This window comes from Citricoccus sp. K5, assembly GCF_902506195.1.
Taxonomy (GTDB): domain Bacteria; phylum Actinomycetota; class Actinomycetes; order Actinomycetales; family Micrococcaceae; genus Citricoccus.
The window spans coordinates 892878-912333 of sequence record NZ_LR732817.1; the positions used below are offsets into that span (position 1 = coordinate 892878).

The 19456-nt window shown below is 69.6% G+C and carries 19 protein-coding genes; 14 read left to right on the plus strand and 5 right to left on the minus strand.

Annotation, left to right across the window (positions count from 1 at the left end):
- Nucleotides 1-74 precede the first annotated feature (74 nt).
- The 3 genes from atpD to BOSE125_RS03880 are packed head-to-tail and all read left to right on the plus strand — an operon-like array spanning nt 75 to nt 2291.
- Nucleotides 75-1532 carry a F0F1 ATP synthase subunit beta gene (gene atpD / locus BOSE125_RS03870; protein WP_159550129.1) on the plus strand — a complete coding sequence of 486 codons (1458 nt, stop codon included), beginning with the start codon at nt 75-77 and terminating at the stop codon, nt 1530-1532.
- A gap of 5 nt (nt 1533-1537) precedes the next feature.
- Complete coding sequence (locus BOSE125_RS03875; RefSeq protein ID WP_159550131.1) at nt 1538-1831, plus strand: F0F1 ATP synthase subunit epsilon; 294 nt, start codon at nt 1538-1540, stop codon at nt 1829-1831.
- A 1-nt stretch (nt 1832) separates the two neighbouring features.
- Nucleotides 1833-2291 carry a DUF2550 family protein gene (locus BOSE125_RS03880; RefSeq protein ID WP_159550133.1) on the plus strand — a complete coding sequence of 153 codons (459 nt, stop codon included), beginning with the start codon at nt 1833-1835 and terminating at the stop codon, nt 2289-2291.
- 75 nt (nt 2292-2366) lie between these two features.
- Here the strand turns inward: BOSE125_RS03880 and BOSE125_RS03885 are convergent, their stop codons facing one another.
- Both BOSE125_RS03885 and nucS read right to left on the minus strand, forming a co-directional pair.
- A complete protein-coding gene (locus BOSE125_RS03885) occupies nt 2367-3434 on the minus strand; it encodes an N-acetylglucosamine-6-phosphate deacetylase (protein WP_159550135.1) in 1068 nt (355 codons plus the stop codon).
- 106 nt (nt 3435-3540) lie between these two features.
- Complete coding sequence (nucS, locus tag BOSE125_RS03890) at nt 3541-4236, minus strand: endonuclease NucS (RefSeq protein ID WP_159550137.1); 696 nt, start codon at nt 4234-4236, stop codon at nt 3541-3543.
- Between the two features lie 64 nt (nt 4237-4300).
- Here nucS and BOSE125_RS03895 point away from each other — a divergent pair, with 64 nt between their 5' ends.
- The gene (locus tag BOSE125_RS03895; RefSeq protein ID WP_201301130.1) at nt 4301-4636 is read left to right on the plus strand and encodes a hypothetical protein; all 336 of its coding nucleotides are present in this window, start codon (nt 4301-4303) and stop codon (nt 4634-4636) included.
- Between the two features lie 7 nt (nt 4637-4643).
- Here BOSE125_RS03895 and BOSE125_RS03900 read toward each other — a convergent pair whose 3' ends face one another.
- Entirely contained in the window at nt 4644-5978 is a 1335-nt protein-coding gene (locus BOSE125_RS03900; protein WP_236557798.1) for an AI-2E family transporter, read from the minus strand.
- A gap of 199 nt (nt 5979-6177) precedes the next feature.
- On the opposite strand from BOSE125_RS03900, the gene BOSE125_RS03905 reads away from it, so the two are divergent.
- From BOSE125_RS03905 to BOSE125_RS03930, 6 genes are all read left to right on the plus strand, one after another.
- Nucleotides 6178-8100, plus strand: a complete 1923-nt coding sequence (locus tag BOSE125_RS03905) for a hypothetical protein (protein WP_159550139.1) — start codon at nt 6178-6180, stop codon at nt 8098-8100.
- A gap of 69 nt (nt 8101-8169) precedes the next feature.
- Nucleotides 8170-9192: a co-chaperone YbbN gene (locus BOSE125_RS03910; RefSeq protein WP_236557799.1), complete on the plus strand. Its 1023-nt coding sequence runs from the start codon at nt 8170-8172 to the stop codon at nt 9190-9192.
- 84 nt (nt 9193-9276) lie between these two features.
- The gene (locus tag BOSE125_RS03915; RefSeq protein WP_236557800.1) at nt 9277-10095 is read left to right on the plus strand and encodes an ABC transporter ATP-binding protein; all 819 of its coding nucleotides are present in this window, start codon (nt 9277-9279) and stop codon (nt 10093-10095) included.
- Entirely contained in the window at nt 10080-11657 is a 1578-nt protein-coding gene (locus BOSE125_RS03920) for a hypothetical protein (protein ID WP_159550142.1), read from the plus strand. The genes BOSE125_RS03915 and BOSE125_RS03920 overlap by 16 nt, the downstream gene beginning before the upstream one ends.
- 51 nt (nt 11658-11708) lie before the next feature.
- Entirely contained in the window at nt 11709-12083 is a 375-nt protein-coding gene (locus tag BOSE125_RS03925; protein WP_159550145.1) for a DUF3039 domain-containing protein, read from the plus strand.
- A gap of 194 nt (nt 12084-12277) precedes the next feature.
- Entirely contained in the window at nt 12278-14122 is a 1845-nt protein-coding gene (locus BOSE125_RS03930; RefSeq protein ID WP_236557801.1) for a DEAD/DEAH box helicase, read from the plus strand.
- A 21-nt stretch (nt 14123-14143) separates the two neighbouring features.
- Here BOSE125_RS03930 and BOSE125_RS03935 read toward each other — a convergent pair whose 3' ends face one another.
- Nucleotides 14144-14815 carry an isochorismatase family protein gene (locus tag BOSE125_RS03935; RefSeq protein WP_159550148.1) on the minus strand — a complete coding sequence of 224 codons (672 nt, stop codon included), beginning with the start codon at nt 14813-14815 and terminating at the stop codon, nt 14144-14146.
- Nucleotides 14816-14869: 54 nt separating this feature from the next.
- Nucleotides 14870-16198 (minus strand): nicotinate phosphoribosyltransferase, encoded by a 1329-nt coding sequence (locus tag BOSE125_RS03940; protein WP_236558128.1) that lies wholly within the window; start codon nt 16196-16198, stop codon nt 14870-14872.
- Between the two features lie 182 nt (nt 16199-16380).
- On the opposite strand from BOSE125_RS03940, the gene clpS reads away from it, so the two are divergent.
- The 4 genes from clpS to BOSE125_RS03960 are packed head-to-tail and all read left to right on the plus strand — an operon-like array spanning nt 16381 to nt 19380.
- On the plus strand, nt 16381-16728 hold the full coding sequence (clpS, locus tag BOSE125_RS03945; protein WP_371300745.1) for an ATP-dependent Clp protease adapter ClpS: 348 nt from the start codon (nt 16381-16383) through the stop codon (nt 16726-16728).
- Nucleotides 16728-17441, plus strand: a complete 714-nt coding sequence (locus BOSE125_RS03950; RefSeq protein ID WP_159550154.1) for a DUF2017 family protein — start codon at nt 16728-16730, stop codon at nt 17439-17441. The genes clpS and BOSE125_RS03950 overlap by 1 nt, the downstream gene beginning before the upstream one ends.
- 59 nt (nt 17442-17500) lie before the next feature.
- Complete coding sequence (gene murI, locus BOSE125_RS03955) at nt 17501-18562, plus strand: glutamate racemase (protein WP_236557802.1); 1062 nt, start codon at nt 17501-17503, stop codon at nt 18560-18562.
- Nucleotides 18559-19380: an MBL fold metallo-hydrolase gene (locus BOSE125_RS03960; RefSeq protein ID WP_159550157.1), complete on the plus strand. Its 822-nt coding sequence runs from the start codon at nt 18559-18561 to the stop codon at nt 19378-19380. Before murI ends, BOSE125_RS03960 begins: the two co-directional genes overlap by 4 nt.
- The last annotated feature ends 76 nt before the right edge of the window (nt 19381-19456 follow it).

The window sequence follows — 19456 nt, forward strand, 5'->3', positions numbered from 1 at the left end:
CGGCTCTTCACCCGACGAGCCACCTGACTGCCCACTGACTGTCAACGTCCAGCCACACCAAAGAAGTGAGAGAGATGACTGCCACCACGAACGAACAGGGCACCGGTACCGCCACCGGTGGCGCCACTGGCCGCATCGCCCGCGTGATCGGGCCGGTGATCGACGCTGAGTTCCCCGCCGATGCCATGCCGGCCCTGTACAACGCCCTGACCGCCGAGCTCACCGTCAACGGTGAGACCCACACCATCACCTTCGAGACCGCGCAGCACCTGGGTGACAACCTGGTCCGCGCCATCTCCCTGCAGGCCACGGACGGCCTGGTCCGCGGCTCGTCCGTGGTCGACTCGGGCTCCCCGATCTCCGTGCCCGTCGGCGAGGTCGTCAAGGGACACATCTTCAACGTCCTCGGCGAGTCCCTCGACGTGCCGACCTCGCAGCTCGAGGTCACCGAGCGCTGGCCCATCCACCGCCCGGCGCCGAACTTCGCCTCCCTCGAGGGCTCCACGGAGATGCTCGAGACCGGCATCAAGGTCATCGACCTGCTGACCCCGTACATCAAGGGCGGCAAGATCGGCCTGTTCGGCGGCGCCGGCGTGGGCAAGACGGTGCTCATCCAGGAGATGATCACGCGTGTGGCCCGCAACTTCGGCGGCACCTCGGTGTTCGCCGGTGTCGGTGAGCGCACCCGTGAGGGCAACGACCTCTGGGTGGAGATGGAAGAGGCCAACGTCCTCAAGGACACCGCCCTCGTGTTCGGCCAGATGGATGAGCCGCCGGGAACGCGCCTGCGCGTCGCCCTGTCGGCACTGACGATGGCGGAGTACTTCCGTGATGAGATGAACCAGGATGTGCTGTTGTTCATCGACAACATCTTCCGGTTCTCCCAGGCCGGTTCCGAGGTCTCCACGCTGCTGGGGCGCATGCCCTCGGCCGTGGGCTACCAGCCGAACCTCGCCGACGAGATGGGCGTGCTGCAGGAGCGGATCACCTCCACCCGCGGCCACTCCATCACCTCGATGCAGGCCGTCTACGTGCCCGCGGACGACTACACCGACCCGGCTCCGGCCAACGTGTTCGCGCACTTGGACGCCACCACGAACCTGACCCGCACCCTGGCCTCCCGTGGCCTGTACCCGGCCGTGGACCCGCTGGCATCGACCTCCCGCATCCTCGACCCGCAGTACGTGGGCCAGGATCACTACGATGCCGCCACCCGCGTCAAGCAGATCCTGCAGAAGAACAAGGAACTGCAGGACATCATCGCGATCCTCGGTGTGGACGAGCTCTCCGAAGAGGACAAGATCGTCGTCTCGCGTGCCCGCCGCATCGAGCAGTTCCTGTCCCAGAACACCTACACCGCCAAGCAGTTCACCGGTGTCGAGGGTTCGACCGTGCCGATCAAGGATACCGTCGAGGGCTTCACGGCCATCGCCAACGGCGACCTTGACCACATCTCCGAGCAGGCGTTCTACAACGTCGGCGGGCTGGATGACGTCGAGCGCAACTGGGCCAAGATCCAGTCGGAGAACTGATCCGCATGGCTGAGCACGAACTCGAAGTCGAGATCGTCGCCGAGGACCGCTTCGTGTGGTCCGGACCGGCGAAGTCGGTCAGCGCCCGGACCGCAGAGGGTGAGATCGGCATCCTGCCGGGACACACCCCGCTGCTGGCCGTGCTGGGTGACGGAGACGTCGTCGTCCAGCAGACCAACGGGCAGACCCTCACGGCACACGCCGAGGGCGGGTTCTTCTCCGTGGACAACGACCGCGTCGTGATCGTGGCCGGTGCGGCGAGCCTTGAGGGCGACTCCGCCGGCCAGGGCGCAGCCTGAGGTGACGCCTGGGTGGTCCGCGCTGATCGTAGCGGTGCTGGCTGCCCTGGGGGCGGCCGTCCTGGTCGTCGCCTTCATGGTCTACTGGCGCTGGCGCACCCTGGTGCGCACCCCCGGGACCTTCACCGCCCGCATCCGCGGGGCAGGTGAGGACACCGGGGGTGCCCGCGTCATCGGGCGGTACGACGAATCCGGCCTTGACCTCATGACGGTGGCCTCGGTGGATCCGCGGCCCCGCTGGTCGGCGGCCCGGCACCTGTTGCGGCTGCAGCGCGAGGGGGCGGTCCGCCAGGACGGCTCCGTCGTGGTGCGTGTGGACGGCGGGCCCGCCCCGGTCGACCTGGTCATCCAGGCGGATGCCTGCGCCGGGCTTTCGGCCTGGATCGAATCCGGCCCGTCCGTGGGTTTCGGCACCTGGCGGGAGCTCCCGCCGCGGGGCTACCGGCGCAGGGCCCATTAGGACACCTCACGCGGTCCATCGGACTTACATCAGCATCTCTTCAGGCACCCCGGCATCGCCGGGGTGCCTGCGGTTTTAAGGCGCACCATCAAGGCCCGGAACACCCGGAGGGACGACGACGGCCGGCGGGCCCGGTGCGATCGTCCCGTTCTCGGCGTCCCAGTCCCACTCGACCCATCCCGAGGCGCGGCGTGCGGAGGGCAGGGTGAGGGCCGGCGTCGTGCTCACGGCGGGGACCGCGAGTTCCGGGGGAACACCCCACCCGAGCAGGTGCCGCAGCGCACCGTCCAGGGCCACGGCTCCTGAGGCCAGGGTCGGCTGACCCGCGACTCGGGGTGCGGTGGTTCTCCCGGTCCCGGTGTTGCTGTTGTTCCCGGTGGTCTCGATGGTGACCGCGCCCAGCGTGTAGGTGCCCGCGGGTGCGTCGGTGGCCGCGGAGGCGTCTGAGACCACGCAGACGGCGCCCGGGACCAGGCGCAGGACGTCCAGGATGACGCCGGGGTCCACATGGAGGCCGTCAGCCACCAGTTCGACTCGGAGGTCTCCGCGGGCCGCAGCGCGCAGGGCGGCCGGAACGGGTCCCGGGGCGCGGTGGTGGAATCCGGGCATGGCGTTGAACAGGTGGGTCACGGCGGGGCGGCGGTGCTGGCCCGTGCCGCCCAGACCCAGCGTCTGCATCCCGGTCCACCGCTGCAGTGCCGTGGAGAACTCGGCCTCCGTGGCGTCGGTGTGGCCGGGGGAGGGAAGGATGCCCGCGGCGAACAGGGTGCGGTCCACCCATTCGGCGCCCTCGAGCTCGGGAGCGTAGGTCATGGCGACGATCGCTTGGGCGTCCGGGCCGACATGGTCGGGGGATCCTGCCTGCACCAGGGACTCCAGCAGCCGGCGTGACCGGTCCGAGCCTGGCTCCAGGACGTCCTCGGCCGATTGGGCCCCGCAGCGGTGGCGGGACAGGAATGGCCCCTCGAGGTGGAGGCCGGCCAGGGCACCCTCCCGGACCAGCGGGGCGAGTCGCCGGACGGCGGCCAGCAGGTCCGGGGCCGGCAGGGTGGGGAGGGAGGCGACCACGCGGGTCACGCCCCTCAGGGACAGCTCTCGGAGTGCGTCACGGACGTGGTGCACGGGCGCCGTGGCGAAGTCCACGCCGGCCAGTCCATGGCAATGCTGGTCGACGAGTCCGGGCGTGATGAGACGGCCCGTCCGTGGTCCGGGTGGGGAGCCGGCGTGGACAGCCGGGTCAGACGCCGGATCAGAAGAGCCGGGACTCGGCATCGTCCACGCCGCGCATGGCGTCGTAGTCCAGGGTGAGGCAGCGGATGCCCCGGTCCTCGGCCAGGGTGCGGGCCTGGGGCTTGATCTGCTGTGCGGCGTAGACGCCCCGGACCGGCGCCAGCAACGGATCGCGGTTCATCAGTTCCAGGTAGCGGGTGAGCTGCTCCACGCCGTCGATGTCCCCGCGGCGCTTGAGCTCCACGGCCACCGAGCCGCCGGTGGCGTCCCGCGCGAGGATGTCCACGGGGCCGATGGCCGTCATGTACTCACGGCGCACCAGGGTGTGACCGTCGCCAAGCAGCTCGATCTGCTCGGCCAACAGCCGTTGCAGGTCGGACTCGACGCCGTCCTTGACCAGTCCAGGGTCCACGCCGAGCTCATAGGAGGCGTCATGCAGGATCTCGAAGAGGTGCACGATCAGCCGGTCGTCCGACTTCGTGGCCTGCACCGTCCAGACCTGGACCACACCCTCGGCGGCCAGCTCCTCGGTGGGTTCGGCCGTGCGCAGGGTCGCCGGCGGGCTCATCCAGTTGAGCGGCTTGTAGGAGCCGCCGTCCGAATGCACCAGCACGGAGCCGTCGGCCTTGACCAGCAGCAGGCGGGTCGCCTGGGGCAGGTGGGCGCGCAGACGCCCCTCGTAGTTGACGGAACACCGGGCTATTACCAAACGCACACAGGGGAGTCTAGCGGTCCGGGAGGCGGGGCCGTGAAAGGGCGGGCTGTGGAAAGATGATGGCGTGCCACGCTCGAACCGCCCCCGCCGCTCCGGGCCCTCCCGGCGCCAGGCGCCGGCCCCCGGTCGGCAGGACCGGTTGGATGCCCTGCTGGGCCTGGATCCCGGTTACCGGCAGGAACAGGGGCACGACGGCGGCTGGCATGTCCGCCAGATCGCCGCCTGGCGCGCGGTGAAGGACTACACCTGCCCCGGTTGCGGCCGGACGATTCCGCCCGGGCTGGCGCACCTGGTGACCTGGCGTTCGGATTCGATCTTCGGTGACGAGGCGGCCGGCGCGGACCGGCGGCATTGGCACCAGCCCTGTTGGTCCAATCGTCGGCAGGACGGGCTCTACTGACGGGCTGCTAGATCCGGTCCTGCCGGGGGATCAGCACTTCCTTGACCACCAGCATGACGGCCGCCGCGAGCGGGATGGCCATCAGGGCGCCCAGCACCCCGAGGAGGGCGGCCCCGGCGATCACGGCGATCACGGCGACCGAACCCGGTACGGCCACGGCCTTGCTCATCACCCGCGGGGAGACGAAGTAGGCCTCCACCTGGAGGTAGATGAAGTAGATGGCGGCGAAGATCAGGGCCTGCTGCCATCCGCCGGTCAGGGCCACGAGGGTCAGGATGATGCCGCCGGTCATGGCGCCCACGAGGGGGATGAAGGCCATCAGTCCGGCGAAGAAGGCCAGGAGCGCCCCGAAGGGGATCCCCGCGATGGAGATGGCGATGAACGCGACCAGCCCGTTGAGGCCCGCCACGACCGACTGGCCGATGACGTAGTGGCCCACGGAGGAGGTGATCTCCTCGCCGAGGTACTCCACCCTGGGGCGCCGGGTGCTGGGGGCCAGCCGGTAGGCCCAGAACTTCATGGCCGGCAGGGTCGCGAGGAAGTACAGGGTCAGGACCAGCACGATCAGCACGGAGAACCCGGTGTTGACGATGGCGGTGCCCACCCCGAAGAGCCCACCGAAGACGGCCGTCACGTTGGACGAGTCGCCGATGAACTTCTCCAGCTCCGTCACGGCGATGTCCCGGATGCCGAACTGGCTGTCCAGGTCATGGAAGAACTGTGATTCCAGGAAGTCAGAGACCATGGCCGGCAGGTCATTGACGAAGGCCGTGGTCTGCTCGACCACCGTGGGGATGAGCAGGGAGAAGAAGAGTGTCAGGATCGCCGCCAGCAGCAGGACGGCCGCCGCCACGCCCACCCCCCGGGGAGCACCCCACGATTCGATGCGCCGGACCACCGGGTCCAAGCCGAGGGAGATGAACAGGGCCGCGCCGATCCACACGAGCAACTGGGTGTTGGCGGAGATGATCCCGTACAGCAGGAAGGCCAGGCCCACGCCGAACGTGAACAGGAAGCCGGTCTGGACCGGATGGGCCCAGTGGACCAGCCGGATTCGGTGGGACGGGTCGGCGGCGTCGGCGGCACGGACTGCGGGTCCGGTGCTCGCCTCGGTCTCTGCTGCGGAAGGTGACGTGGCCGCCGGCCGGAGCTCGAATCGGGGCCGGGGCCGTGCACCGGGCAGCCGGCGCGCGGCCCACCACCTGCGGAGGAGGCCGGAGCGCGGCGCGGCGGCTGCGGCGTCGGCGGCTGCGGGGGTACCGGAGGCGGCCCCGGACGGGCTGCCGGAGGCGGCTTCTGGGACGGCACCGGAAGCCGCATGGGGGGAGTCATGGTCCTGCACAAGCCACAGGTTACGTCACCGGCCCGAGTCATGTGACGACCTGCGTCGTTATCATTTGGTGACCTTCTCGGTATACTGGGGCGTTGAGGTGCGGCGAGGTGCGGCAGGGTTCTGCCCTCGCAACGCCATCCTCGCCACCAGCACCGCCCACACCACAGCCACCACCTCAGCCCCCCCGAACCACAGACAGGTAGACCGCGTGCGAGTTGTTTCCGGAGTAGTAGCCCTGATACTGGGCCTTGCCGCCATTTTCGGCGCCGTCGGCCTGCAGACGATCTGGGCCCCTCCGGCGACGCTGACGGCCACGACGGACCAGTCCTCCGTCGATGCCGCGCCGGAGGCTCCCCTGACCGTCATCACCGGTGGCATCAATGAGGCCGCGGAGGACCCGGTGGACTACACGCTCACCGGTGACGGTGACTACACGGTCATGCTCGGCCAGACCCGGGACATCGAGGCGTGGATCGGGGACGCCGCCCACAACACCGTCACCGGCGTCGAGACCGAGGTGCCGAACGGCCAGGATCCGCGGGTCGTGGTGGAGCACACCGAGGGAGAGGCCACGGTTCCCGACCCCGCAGGTTCCGATCTGTGGGTGGACACCCAGGAGGCCAGCGGCACGATCGAGCAGCGGTGGTCCGTGCCGTCCGAGGGGGAGTGGTCCCTGTTGGTCGCCGCTGACGGCACCGAGCCCGCACCGGCCGAAATGACGGTGAGCTGGACCAACACCCTCGGCGACAGCCCGTGGATCGTCCCGCTGGCCATCATCGGTGGCCTGCTGGTCCTCGCCGGACTCGGCCTGCTGGTGTGGGCGCTCCTGATCCGTCGCCGTTCGGCTCCGGGCAACACGGGAAACCACCACCACCATCACAACGACAACAACGACGACGGCGGCGCCGGCCGAACCAGCGCCGGCTCCCCAGACGTGCGAGGCAGCTCGGCCTCGACCATTCCGAACACCTCGACCACTCCGAACGCCCCGACCACGCCGCCCACCGACGGCACCGGTCAGGTCTCCCGCACGCAGGCTGCCCGCACGCAGGCTTCCCGCACGCAGGCTGCCCGCCCTCATGCGTCCCGTGCCCGGCTCGCCGGCCTCCTGGCCGGAAGCCTGGCGCTGGCGGGTGTCCTGGGCGTGGGCCCGGCGACCGCACAGGGCACCCAGAGTGCTCCAGCCAGCGACGCGCCCCAGGCCTCAGACGAGGCGTCGGCTGACGAGAACGACCAGTACCCGATCCTGACCGACAGCCAGTTGGAGCGCATCCTCGGCCAGATCGAGTCGGTCGTGGCCGAAGGTGATGCGGAGCAGGATCCCGAGGTCCTCAAGCCCCGCGTGGCCGACCCCCAACTGTCCATGCGGGGCGCCAACTACGCCAATGTCCAGGTCTCGGACGACGTGCGGGCGGCAGAGCCGGTGGCGGCCGCACCCATCCGATCCGTGCTGGCTCCCGCCGATCCTGCGTTCCCCCGCACGGTCACCGTGGTGACCCAGGGTGAGGACAACGCCACCCCGCAACTGCTGATGCTGCGGCAGGATTCCGCGCGGGCGCGATACCGGCTGGTGACCGCCGCATCCATGATCCCGGCGGCCAGGCTGCCGGCCAGCGACCTGTCCAACACCGAGGTCGAGATGGTGGCGGAGGATGACGGCAGTGGTCTGGTCATGTCGCCCGCCACCGCCGTGGACGGGCTGGCTCGGTACCTGAATGTGCCGGACCACTCCTTCGGTGACCAGTTCACGAACAACAGCATGGTGGACGGCATCCACGACTACCAGGCCAGCATTGAGGAGGAGGCGCCGGATGCCCGCCTGTCCCTCCTCCGTGAGTCCATTCCGGGGACGACGACCACGATGCGCCTGGCCGACGGCTCCGCCCTGGTGATCGGTCTCCTGGACGCCAGGATGACCATCGCCCCGCGCGAGGAGGGTGCCACGGTGATGGTGGACGAGGTGGCAGCCGCCCTGGCCGGCGAAGACAGCACTGAAAGCGACTCGCCGGTGGAGATGACGTACCGTGAGGTGGTGGCCCTGCGCATCCCGGCCGAGGGAGCCACCGGAGACGAGGCCAAGGTCTCCATGGTGGCCCTGACGGACGAGTTGCAGTCCGTCACCTACGAGTGACGGAGGGCCCCGACTCAACTCTCGATTCAGCTCTCGATCCAGCCTCGATCCCTTCAAGGAGTGCCCGGAATGTCCCAGCAGCCCCCAGCCATGCCGACCCACCTGCGCGGGGCCCTCGACCTGTCCGCTCTCAAGCGGCCGGCGGGCCAGCCCGGACCGCAAGGCCAGACCGGACAAGCGGGACAGCCGCGGCAACCCGGACCAGCCGGCCAGCCGTCGGCCCAGGGCGGGCCGGCGGGGAGCTGGGTCCTGGACAACGCCAGCCAGGGTGACCTGCAGCAGCTGGTCCAGCTCTCCTCCCGGGTGCCGGTCCTCGTCCACCTGGCAGCACCCTCGAATCCCGCGAGCCAGCAGATCGATGATCTCGTGGCCCCCGCCGTGGACGCTCGGGGTGGTCAACTGATCCTGGCCAGAGTGGATGCCGAGGCCGATCCGCAGGTCCTCCAGGTCTTCGGGCTGGCCGCCGGGCCGGCCGTCGTCGCGGTCCTGGCCGGTCAGCCGATCCCGGTCCTCAACCAGGCGGTTCCCGCCGACCAGCTCGAGCAGCTCCTGGACGAGCTGCTCGCCGCCGCCGCCCAGAACGGCGTCTCCGGCACGGTGCCTCCGCTGGCCCCGGCGCGCGAGTACGGCCAGGGCGCCGGCGGGTCCGTGGGGAACGACGCTCCGGCCGCTCCGGCTCTGCCACCGCTGCACCAGGAGGCCCAGGACGCGCTCGAGGCCGGCCAGTACGAGGCGGCTAAGGACGCCTACCGCAGGGCCTTGGCCGAGAATCCCGCCGATGCCGAGGCCAAGGTGGGACTCTCCCGCGCCGGGCTGTTCGCCCGGACCGCGGCCATGGACTCGAATGCCGTGCGGGAACGCGGCGCCACCGAGCCGGACGAGGTCCAGGCCCAGATCGACGTGGCCGATCTCGATGTGCTCGGCGGCCACGTGGAGGACGCCTTCAACCGATTGGTCCGTTTCATCGCCGGCCACCCGGGGCAGGAGCGGAACACCGCCCGCGAGCACCTCGTGGACCTCTACACCGTGGTGGGTGACCAGGACCCGCGCACGTCCGCGTCCCGCAAGGCGCTGGCCATGGCATTGTTCTAAGCAGCCATCTCCTGACTTAAGTCATGGCCGTCCTGGCCATGGCGCTCTCGTGGTCTGGGCCCGGCCCTTGCTAGCGTCAGGGGCATGAGCAATCCTGAGAGCTCCCTGTCAACGCCGTTCCCGCCAGAGCCGTCCGGTGCCGTGCCGGATCCGGACACGGCCCTGGCCATCCGTGGCCTGGCCAAGCGCTTCGGGGAGAAGATCGCCGTCAACGGCATCTCCCTGGACGTGCCCGCCGGTTCGTTCTACGGACTGGTCGGACCGAACGGTGCCGGCAAGACCACCGCCATGTCCATGGCCACGGGACTGCTGCGCCCGGACCACGGACAGGTCTGGATCCACGGCACTGATGTCTGGTCCGAGCCGCTGACCGCCAAGCGGCGCATGGGCGTGCTCGCTGACGGCGTGCGCCTCTTCGACCGGCTCACCGGGGAACAGCTCGTCACCTACTCAGGTCTCCTGCGCGGGCTGGACCGGGACACGGTGGCCAAGCGCACCGCCGATCTCCTGCGGGTCATGGACCTCACTGGGGACGCCGGAAAGCTCGTGGTGGACTACTCGGCCGGCATGACCAAGAAGGTCGCGCTGGCCTCGGCCATGATCCATGCTCCCAAGGTCCTCGTCCTGGACGAGCCCTTCGAGGCCGTGGACCCGGTCTCCGCCGCCAACATCCGGGACATCCTGGCGCAGTTCGTGGAGTCGGGCGGAACGGTGATCGTCTCCAGCCACGTCATGGACCTCGTCCAGCGAATGTGTGACCACGTGGCCATCATCGCCCAGGGCAACCTGCTGGCGGCCGGGACCGTGGACGAGGTCCGCGATGGACAGAGCCTCGAGGACCGCTTCGTGGATCTCGTGGGCGGCCGTTCGACCGGAGAGGGACTGTCATGGTTGCGCACCTGATCCGCATGAAGCTGGCCATCACGGTCAACGGGTGGAAGAAGAGCACCGGCCAGCTGGTGCTGGCCATCCTGCTGATGGCGTATCTCGCCTTCGTCCTCGTGATGTTGGGCGTCGGAGCCTCGTTCATGCCCGAACTCGAGACGGATGCCCGGGGCACCATCCTCACGCTGGTGGGGGCCGTCGCCGTGCTCGGCTGGATCATCGTCCCCGTGTTCTTCACCGGTGTGGACCTGACCCTGGACCCGGCGAACTTCGCGACCTTCGGGGTCCCGTCCCGTCAGCTGGTCCTCGGCCTGGCCATGGCCGGACTCGCCACGATCCCCGGCGCGGCCACCCTCATCGGCTTCCTGCTGTCCACGCTCGCGTGGCGGGACCAGGCCGGCCCGATGCTGTTGGCGGTGCCGACCACCATCCTGGGAGCCGTCTTCTGCATCTGCATCTCCTACGCCGTGACCGGACTGCTGGCCGGGATCACCGGGCAACGGCGGATCCGCGAGATCATGTCCATCGTCGCCTTCATCCCCTTGATGCTGGCCGGTGTCATCTTCGCCGGCATCGTCGAATCCGTGGAGGCGGCCCTGGAGCAGCTGCCCGGCCTGGCGGCCATCATCGCTTGGACCCCGCTCGGCTCCTTCACGGGGGCACCCTGGGCACTGGCCGAGGGGCGCCCACTCGAGGCCATGGCCCAGGCCGTATTGTGCCTGGTGTGGGTGGCCGGGGCCCTGTGGCTCTGGCAGCTGGCCGTGAACCGCAGCTATGCGCAGGTGCGCGGTTCCGGCCCCGCCAGTTCGAAGACCAAGACCGGACTCGGCCTGCTGGGGGTGTTCCCGGGGACGCCGGCCGGAGCCATCGCCGCCCGCTCGATGATCTACTGGCTCAAGGACCCCCGCTACTCGGCCTCCCTGGTGGTATTGCCGCTGCTGCTGGTGCTCTTCTGGTTCCTCGGTTACCAGTCGGGTGAGTACGTCATGATCCTGTTGATGGGTCCCATCACCGGCTTCATGCTCGGATACTCCATCTCCGCGGACATCAGCTACGACGGTTCGGCCTTCGCCCAGCACGTGACCGCCGGTGTCTCCGGTCGGGACGACCGCGTCGGCCGGATCGGTTCCCTGCTGGCGTGGGGGACCCCCGTGACGCTGCTGTTCACCGTCGCCACCGTGTGGATGGCCGGCCAATGGTGGCTGCTGCCCGGGCTGATCGGCGTCGGGATCGGCGCCCTGTTGACCGGGGCGGGTGTCTCCGCCCTGGTCTCCGCCCGGTTCATCTACCCGGTGCCGCCACCCGGCGCCAGTCCGTTCGCCACGCCTGAAGGCGGCGGCATGCGCATGATGCTCATCTCCCTCGGCGCCATGGTCGTGGTCGGGGCGCTCTGCCTGCCCGGCCTGATCCTCTACGTCGTGGCCCTGGCCACCGGCACCATGCTGCTGATGTGGATCACCCTCGTGGTGGGCCTGGGACTGGGGCTGTTCCTGCTCTGGCTTGGCATCCGGCTCGGGGCGAAGTGGTTCGACCGGTCCCAGGCAGAGACCTACCAGGCGGTGCTGGCCGCCACCGGCTGAGCGACCGCAGACTTGCCTCCACCCGGGTGCGGGGGCGGTAGACTGGGGGGCATGAGTTTGCCTGCCGATCCTGACCCCCATCAGCCTGGCGCCCCGGGGGCTCCCGGCGGCCCCAGCAGCGGCGGAGCCGCGGTCCTCGACCGCCAGGAGCAGCTGCAGGACGCCGAGCCGGGCGACCACGAGCGCTTCTCGCACTATGTCCGCAAAGAGAAGATCATGGAGTCCGCCGTCACCGGCGAACCCGTGGTGGCCCTCTGCGGCAAGGTGTGGACCCCGGGCCGGGACCCGGAACGGTTCCCGGTCTGCCCGGAGTGCAAGGAGATCTACGACGGCCTGAAGTCCCCCAAGGACGGCAACTCCGGCGGGGACTCCGGCAAGGGCGGATCCGGCGGGGGACGGCGCGGCTGGTTCGGCGGTCGCGGCTGAGCCGCGGTGCTGCTTTTCCGCACCGTTTAGCACCCGTCTTAACGCCCGTCTTTCCCTGACCGCGCCCACGTGACGGACCGCGCCGTACCCGGCCGGCCGGCGTCGTGCCGATGATTCTCTGATCACGCGGTCCCCGACCGTTTCACGCATGACGATGTGTATGCCCACGCCCGCGAGGAGGCCTCCGAAGATCCGTGTCTGATCCTGTGACTGATGCCGTACCCGGCGCCCTGTTCCACATCGGCGATGACCTGCCACCGGCACTGCCGGAGCGGGCTGCCTGGGGTACCGCCCAGAAGCTGCGCCAATGGCAGCAGGAGGCCCTGGAGCTGTACTTCTCCAAGCAGCCGCGGGACTTCATGGCGGTCGCCACCCCCGGCGCCGGCAAGACCACGTTCGCCCTGCGCGTGGCCAAGATGCTGCTGGAGGCCGGGACCGTCTCCCGCATCGCCGTCGTCGCGCCGACGGAGCACCTCAAGCGCCAGTGGGCGGATTCGGCGGCCCGCATCGGCGTCGCGATCGATCCCAACTTCAAGAACTCGGACGGACGGCACGGGGACGAGTACATCGGCGTCGCGCTGACATACGCCCAGGTCGCGTCGAAGCCCGTCCTGCACCGCAACCGCACCGAGAACGCACGAACCCTGGTGATCCTGGACGAGATCCACCATGGCGGCGACGCCCTGAGCTGGGGTGACGGTATCCGCGAGGCGTTCGAGCCGGCCACCCGGCGTCTGTCCCTGACCGGTACCCCGTTCCGCTCCGACACGGCGACCATCCCGTTTGTCGAGTACGTGGAGTACGACGACGGCATCCGCCGCTCGAAGTCCGACTACACCTACGGCTATGGCCCGGCCCTGCGCGACCACGTGGTGCGTCCCGTGATCTTCATGGCGTACTCGGGCCAGATGCGCTGGAAGACCAGCACGGGTGACATCATGGAGGCCCAGCTCGGCGAGGCCGCCACCAAGGACATCACGGCCCAGGCCTGGCGGACGGCGCTCAACCCGGAGGGGGAGTGGGTCCCCTCGGTCCTGGCGGCCGCGGATCGTCGCCTCACCGAGGTGCGGCGCAATGTGCCCGACGCCGGCGCGCTCGTCATCGCGACCGACCACGAGGATGCTCGCGCGTACGCCGCGCAGCTGACGCGGATCACCGGCGAGGAGGTGACCGTGGTGCTCTCGGACGACAAGGGCGCCTCGGACAAGATCGAGGAGTTCTCGGCCGGGACCCAGCGGTGGATGGTCGCCGTGCGCATGGTGTCCGAGGGCGTCGACGTGCCGCGGCTCTGTGTGGGCGTGTACGCCACGTCCACGTCCACCCCGCTGTTCTTCGCCCAGGCCGTCGGCCGCTTCGTGCGTTCCCGCAAGCGCGGGGAGACCGCCAGTGTCTTCCTGCCGTCCGTGCCGCAGCTGATGCTGCTGGCCAATGAGATGGAAGCCGAGCGAGACCACGCCCTGGACCGGCCCGAGTCTGCGGCCGGGGTGGATGGGCTTGAGGACCTGTCCCTGTCTCCGGAAGAGGACCTGCTGGCCGCGGCCAACCGTCTGGAGCGGGCCTCGGACTCCCTGACGAAGTCCGAGTTCAAGGCCCTGGAATCCCAGGCGTCCTTCGACAAGGTCCTGTTCGACGGCTCCGAGTTCGGCACCGGAGGTGCAATCGGTTCCGAGGACGAGCTGGACTTCCTCGGCATCCCGGGTCTCCTGGACGCCGAGCAGGTGGGTGAGCTGTTGCGCCAGCGCCAGGCCGATCAACTCAAGCGCCGGCCCAAGACCGGTGGGAACGCGGCGGCGGACCAGGTGCACCACGGTGCGGGCCCGGGGGCCGAGCAGGTGGTGGACCACCGCCGCCTCAAGCAGATGAGGTCGGAGCTGTCCAAGAACGTCTCGGCCTGGTCGGCACGGTCCGGGACCCCGCACGGGATGATCCACAACCGCCTCCGCGAGATCAGCGGCGGGCCGGCCGTTCCCCAGGCGACGGCCGAGCAGCTGGAGACCCGGCTGAAGACCCTCCAGGGCTGGTTCGTCGGCCGGAAGTGACCTGGACGTGAGGACGCGGCGCTAGTCTGCCGTGCCGCCCCACACCTGCAGCACGGCGCCGTTCTCCTCCATGAGCTCCAGGGCCTCATCGGACCGCTCCGGGTCCACGCCCGTCACGAGGTCCGTGTACACGGAGGTGTCATAGCCGGCGTCGATGGCGTCCAGCACGGTGGCGCGGACGCAGTGATCGGTGGCGATGCCGACCACCGTGACGGAGTTGATGCCCTCGGCCCGCAGCCAGTCGTCCAGGCCCGGGGCGTCCTCCTCGACGGCCGTGGCAGCAGCAGCAGTGGCGCCGAAGGGGCCGGCCGTGCCCTCGGGGGCGCCGGAGCGCACCATGTCCGGAACGCCGAGCTGGCCGTCGAAGCCGGAGTACGAGGCGTCGAAGCGGCCCTTGAGGAACTGGGCGTCGATGAACTCGGTGTCCAGCTCCGGGTGCAGTTCGGCGCCGCCGGTTCCGGCGACGCAGTGCACGGGCCAGGTCTCGGTGTAGTCCGGCTCGGTGCCCTCGTCAGCGAAGTGGGGACCCGGGTCCACGTGCCAGTCGCGGGTGGCGACCACCGCGGCGTAGTCCTGGGCGTGCTCGTCCAGGAAGGCTGTGATCCGGCCGGCCACCAGGGCGCCGCCGTCAACGCCGAGGGTGCCGCCCTCACAGAAGTCGTTTTGCACATCCACGATGACCAAGGCGCGCATGGTGAAGTTCTTTCCTGTTCTGACGCGGGGGTGAAGCGGTGGTGGGAGAGGCCCTCAGGCCTCGGTGAACACGGTCGGGATGACCGGTTCGCCGGGCTGCAGCCTACGCACAGCGGCGGGCAATTCCGCACGGGAGGCCCGGTGCCGGTCAGCCGCGCGGGTGACGGCGGCCGGTCCGGTCCAGCCGGGTTGGAGCTCACCATCGCGGACGAAGGCGTGTTGCAGCGGGCGGTTGTCACCCTCGGACTCGGCGCGCTGGTTGACCGTGAGCAGTTCGGCCGTGGCGCGCCCCGACTGGTTGAGCCGGCGGACCGCGTGCTTGCGACCGCCCAGGGAATTCTTGCCGGTGGCGGCCTTGGCCACGTCGATCCATTCGCCGTTGCCGTCCTGGCGGCTGACGAGCTTGTAGACCATCGACGCCGTCGGGGCGCCCGAGCCGGTGACCAACCGGGTTCCCACGCCGTAGGAGTTCACCGGCGCCGACTGCAGGTGGGCGATGGCGTACTCGTCCAGGTCCGAGGTGACCATGATGCCGGTCTCGTGGTTGCCGAGCTCGTTGAGCAGGGAGCGTACCCAATGCGCCTGCTCCACCAGATCACCCGAGTCCAGCCGCACGTTGCGCAGCTCCCGACCGGCCACCTCGACGGCGGTCCGGACGCCGGACTCCACGTCGAAGGTGTCCACGAGCAGGGTGGTGTCCTTGCCCAAAGAGGCCACTTGGGCCTCGAACGCCTCGCGTTCGGAATCGTGCAACAGGGTGAAGGAGTGGGCAGCGGTGCCGACCGTCTCCAGGCCGTAGCGGATTCCCGCCGCGAGGTTGGAGGTGGAGGCGAAGCCCGCGATGACGGCCGCTCGGGCCGCGGCGACAGCGGACTCCTCATTGATCCGCCGCGAGCCCATTTCGATGCAGGGGCGGCCGTTGGCGGCGGAAGTCATGCGCGAGGCGGCCGAGGCCACCGCTGAGTCGTAGTTGAGCACGGACAGCAGGTAGGTCTCGAGGATGCAGGCCTCGGCGAAGGTCGACTCGACCTGGAGGAGCGGTGAATAGGGGAAGTACGCCTCGCCCTCGGCGTAGCCGTAGATGTTGCCGGAGAACCGGAAATCGGCCAGCCATTGCAGGGTGGTGTCATTGACCACCCGGTGGTCGGAGAGGAAGTCGAGCTCCTCGGTGCCGAAGCGAAAGGTGGCCAGTCCCTCGAGCAGGCGCCCGGTCCCCGCCACCACGCCGTAGCGGCGGCCCTCCGCCAGGCGGCGGGCGAAGACCTCGAACAGGCTGCGGCGGTGTGCTGCCCCTGACTGGAGGGCAGCCTCCAACATGGTCAGTTCATAGTGGTCCGTGAACAGGGACGTCGGGAGCAGCCAACCGGCAGGGCCGGTGGAAATCTGGTCGGTCACGACTGACACCCTACAACTCTTGACTCCGCTCAGATGCCGGATGCCGGATGCCGGGTGCCGTCAGCCGTTCGCAGTTCGCCGTCAGCCGTAGAATGGCTGCCATGTTCTTGACCCTCAGTTGTCCTGGCAGTTCCCCCGGGCCCCGGGACGGAGCTCCCATCGGTGCTCACCTGGAGCGCACCCCGGATGTTCCGGGCGGACGGCCCGGGACGGGAACAGACGTCTTGGAGCGGGAGGAGACCGCGGCCGGGACCGCTGAGCGCACTGCCGCGGACCGGCCCTGGCAGGTGGTTGTGTGGAATGACCCCGTCAACCTCATGAGCTACGTCTCCTACGTGTTCCGGTCCTACTTCGGCTTCAGCCGCGCCACGGCAGACACCCTCATGCTCCAGGTCCACCAGGAGGGCAAGGCGATCGTCTCCTCCGGGGGCCGGGAGGAATGCGAGCGCCACGTCCAGGCGATGCACGGCTACGGACTGTGGGCCACCCTTCAGCACGAGCAGGGGGAGGGGTCCTGATGGCCCGTGCCTTCAAGAGCACGCCGAAGGGGTTCGTCGCCGACCTGGAGAAGGCCGAGCGGCGCCTGCTGCGGACCCTGTTCAAGGACGTGATCCAGCTGCTGGACGTGGAGCAGGAGACGCCGACCGACCCAGCGTCCACCGACCCAGCGTCCTCGTCAACGTCCACATCAGCGTCCACATCCTCCTCCGACCCGTTCTGGGACATCGTCGCGGGCCTGGGGCCGCTGGGAGCGGACGACGCCGGTGAAGGGGAGGCGGCCGGCGTCGGGAATTCGAGGGGTGCCGGCGAGAGCCCTCCGGTGCGGGAGGCACCGCAGGACGAGGCCCTCGCGCGGCTGCTGCCACCCGGGGTACACGGCGACACCCCTGCCGAGCAGGCCGCCGCCGGCGAGTTCCGGGCCCTGACCGAGGACGGTGTCCGCCGGTCCAAGACGGCCGATCTGCAACGGGCGGTGGCGGCCCTGCAGGTCAACCCCGTGGTGCTGGATGAAGAGCACGCGATCGCCTTCAGCCGTGCCCTCAACGACGTGCGCCTGGTGCTCTCGGCCCGGCTGGACATCGACACGGACGAGGACGCCGAACGGGTACACGCGGTGGACGACTGGTCCGCCGCCAAGGACGTGGAGTCCTACATGGCTCTGTTGTACAACTTCACCACGTGGCTGCTCGAGACGCTGATGCTGGCCTTGTCCACACGGCTTCCCGACTGAATCGTGCTTGACTGCAGACAGCTGGATTTGCACTTGCTGACCGAAGGACCCACCCGACCATGACCAACGCGCCCGTGCCGACGGCCCCCATCGGCGTCTTCGACTCCGGGGTCGGCGGGCTGACAGTCGCCCGCGCCATCATCGACCAGCTGCCCGGCGAACAGATCGCGTATGTGGGGGATACGGCCAACGGCCCCTACGGGCCGAGGACCATCGCCCAGGTGCGCGCCTTCGCGCTCGGCATCATGGACGAGCTGGTCGACGCCGGCGTGAAGGTCCTGGTCATCGCCTGCAATTCCGCTTCGGCCGCCGTGCTGCGGGATGCCCGGGAGCGGTACACCGCCCGGTACGGGATTCCGGTGGTGGAGGTCATCCAACCGGCCGTGCGCCGTGCGGTCGCCGCCACGCGGAACGGCCGGATCGGGGTCATCGGGACCGAGGCCACGGTGAGCTCGCGGGCCTACGAGGACACCTTCGCCGCCGCGCCGCAGCTGGAGATCACCTCGGTGGCCTGCCCGCGGTTCGTCGAGTTCGTGGAGGCCGGTGTCACCACCGGGCCGGAGCTGCTGGCCACCGCCGAGCAGTACCTGGCGCCACTCCAGGAGGCCGGTGTGGACACCCTGGTGCTGGGGTGCACCCACTATCCGCTGCTGACGGGCGTGATCTCGCTGGTGATGGGGGAGTCCGTCACGCTGGTCTCCTCTGCGGAGGAGACGGCCAAGGACGTGTACCGGGCGCTGGTCCGGCACGGTCTGGAGAGTCCGGCGGGTGATCCTGTGGGCGGTGTTGCGGGTGATACTGCGGAGAAACCGGGTCACCGCTTCATGGCGACCGGCGATCCGCAGTCATTCGAGACGCTGGCCCGTCGTTTTCTCGGGCCGGAGGTCGGCGGCGTGCAGCAGGTCGACCACATCTCCGAGCGTTACCCGACCGGAGTGCTGGCCCGGATCACCCCGGAGATGCTCTCGGCGGCCCAGGGCGGAAACGGGCAGGGCGCAAACGGGCCGGGCGGAATCGGACAGTACAGTGGTCCCAACGCAGGATCCCCCGTGCCGGCCTCGAACCTGGCGAGCACGGGTCACCGGGGGATCGCCACGGACGAAAGGCCGGACGCAGGGTGAAGCTCACGATCATCGGTGCCTCAGGATCGTTTCCCGGTCCGGGCTCGCCGGCCTCGTGTTACCTCGTGACGGCTGAAGGGCCGGACCCGGACGGTGCCCCCGGCAGCCAGAAGACCTGGCGGATCCTGATGGACCTCGGCAACGGCGCCCTGGGCACGTTACAGCGCTATATGGCTCTGGACGACATCGACGCGGTGCTGCTGACCCACCTGCACCCGGACCACTGCATGGACCTCTGCGGACTGCACGTGGCCATCCGCTGGAACCCGTACGGCTGGAAGGGCATCCACGTTCCCGTGTACGGCCCCGTGGCCACCGCGGACCGCATGGCGACCGCCTACGGACTCGACCCCGACCCCGGCATGCATCCAGATTTCGACTTCCACCACTGGCAGGAGAACGTGCCCGTGACCGTCGGCCCCTTCACCATCACGCCGGTTCCGGTGCGTCACCCCATCGACGAGGCGTACGCGCTGCGCCTGGAGACCACCGAACCCGGCCCGGATGGGGGACCGGTGCACCGGGTGCTGACCTATTCCGGAGACACGGACACCTGCGACGGATTGGTCGAGGCTGCCCGTGGTGCCGACCTGTTCCTCTGCGAGGCCGCCTTCCAGGAGGGCCGCGACGACGGCATCGACGGCGTCCACCTCACCGGCCGGCGTGCCGGGCAGATGGCCACCGACGCCGGCGCCCGCCGACTGCTGCTGACCCACCTCCCCGTGTGGACCGATCCGCTGGCCGCGTCCGTCGAGGCGCGGGAGACCTACGCTGGCGACCTTGCGGTCGCGGTCTCCGGGGTCACCTACCGGGTCTAGACCGCTGTGGCGTGTCTGGCGTGTCTGGCGTGTCTGGCGTGTGTCCAGGAGGTCCGACGCCCGACGTGCCCGATGT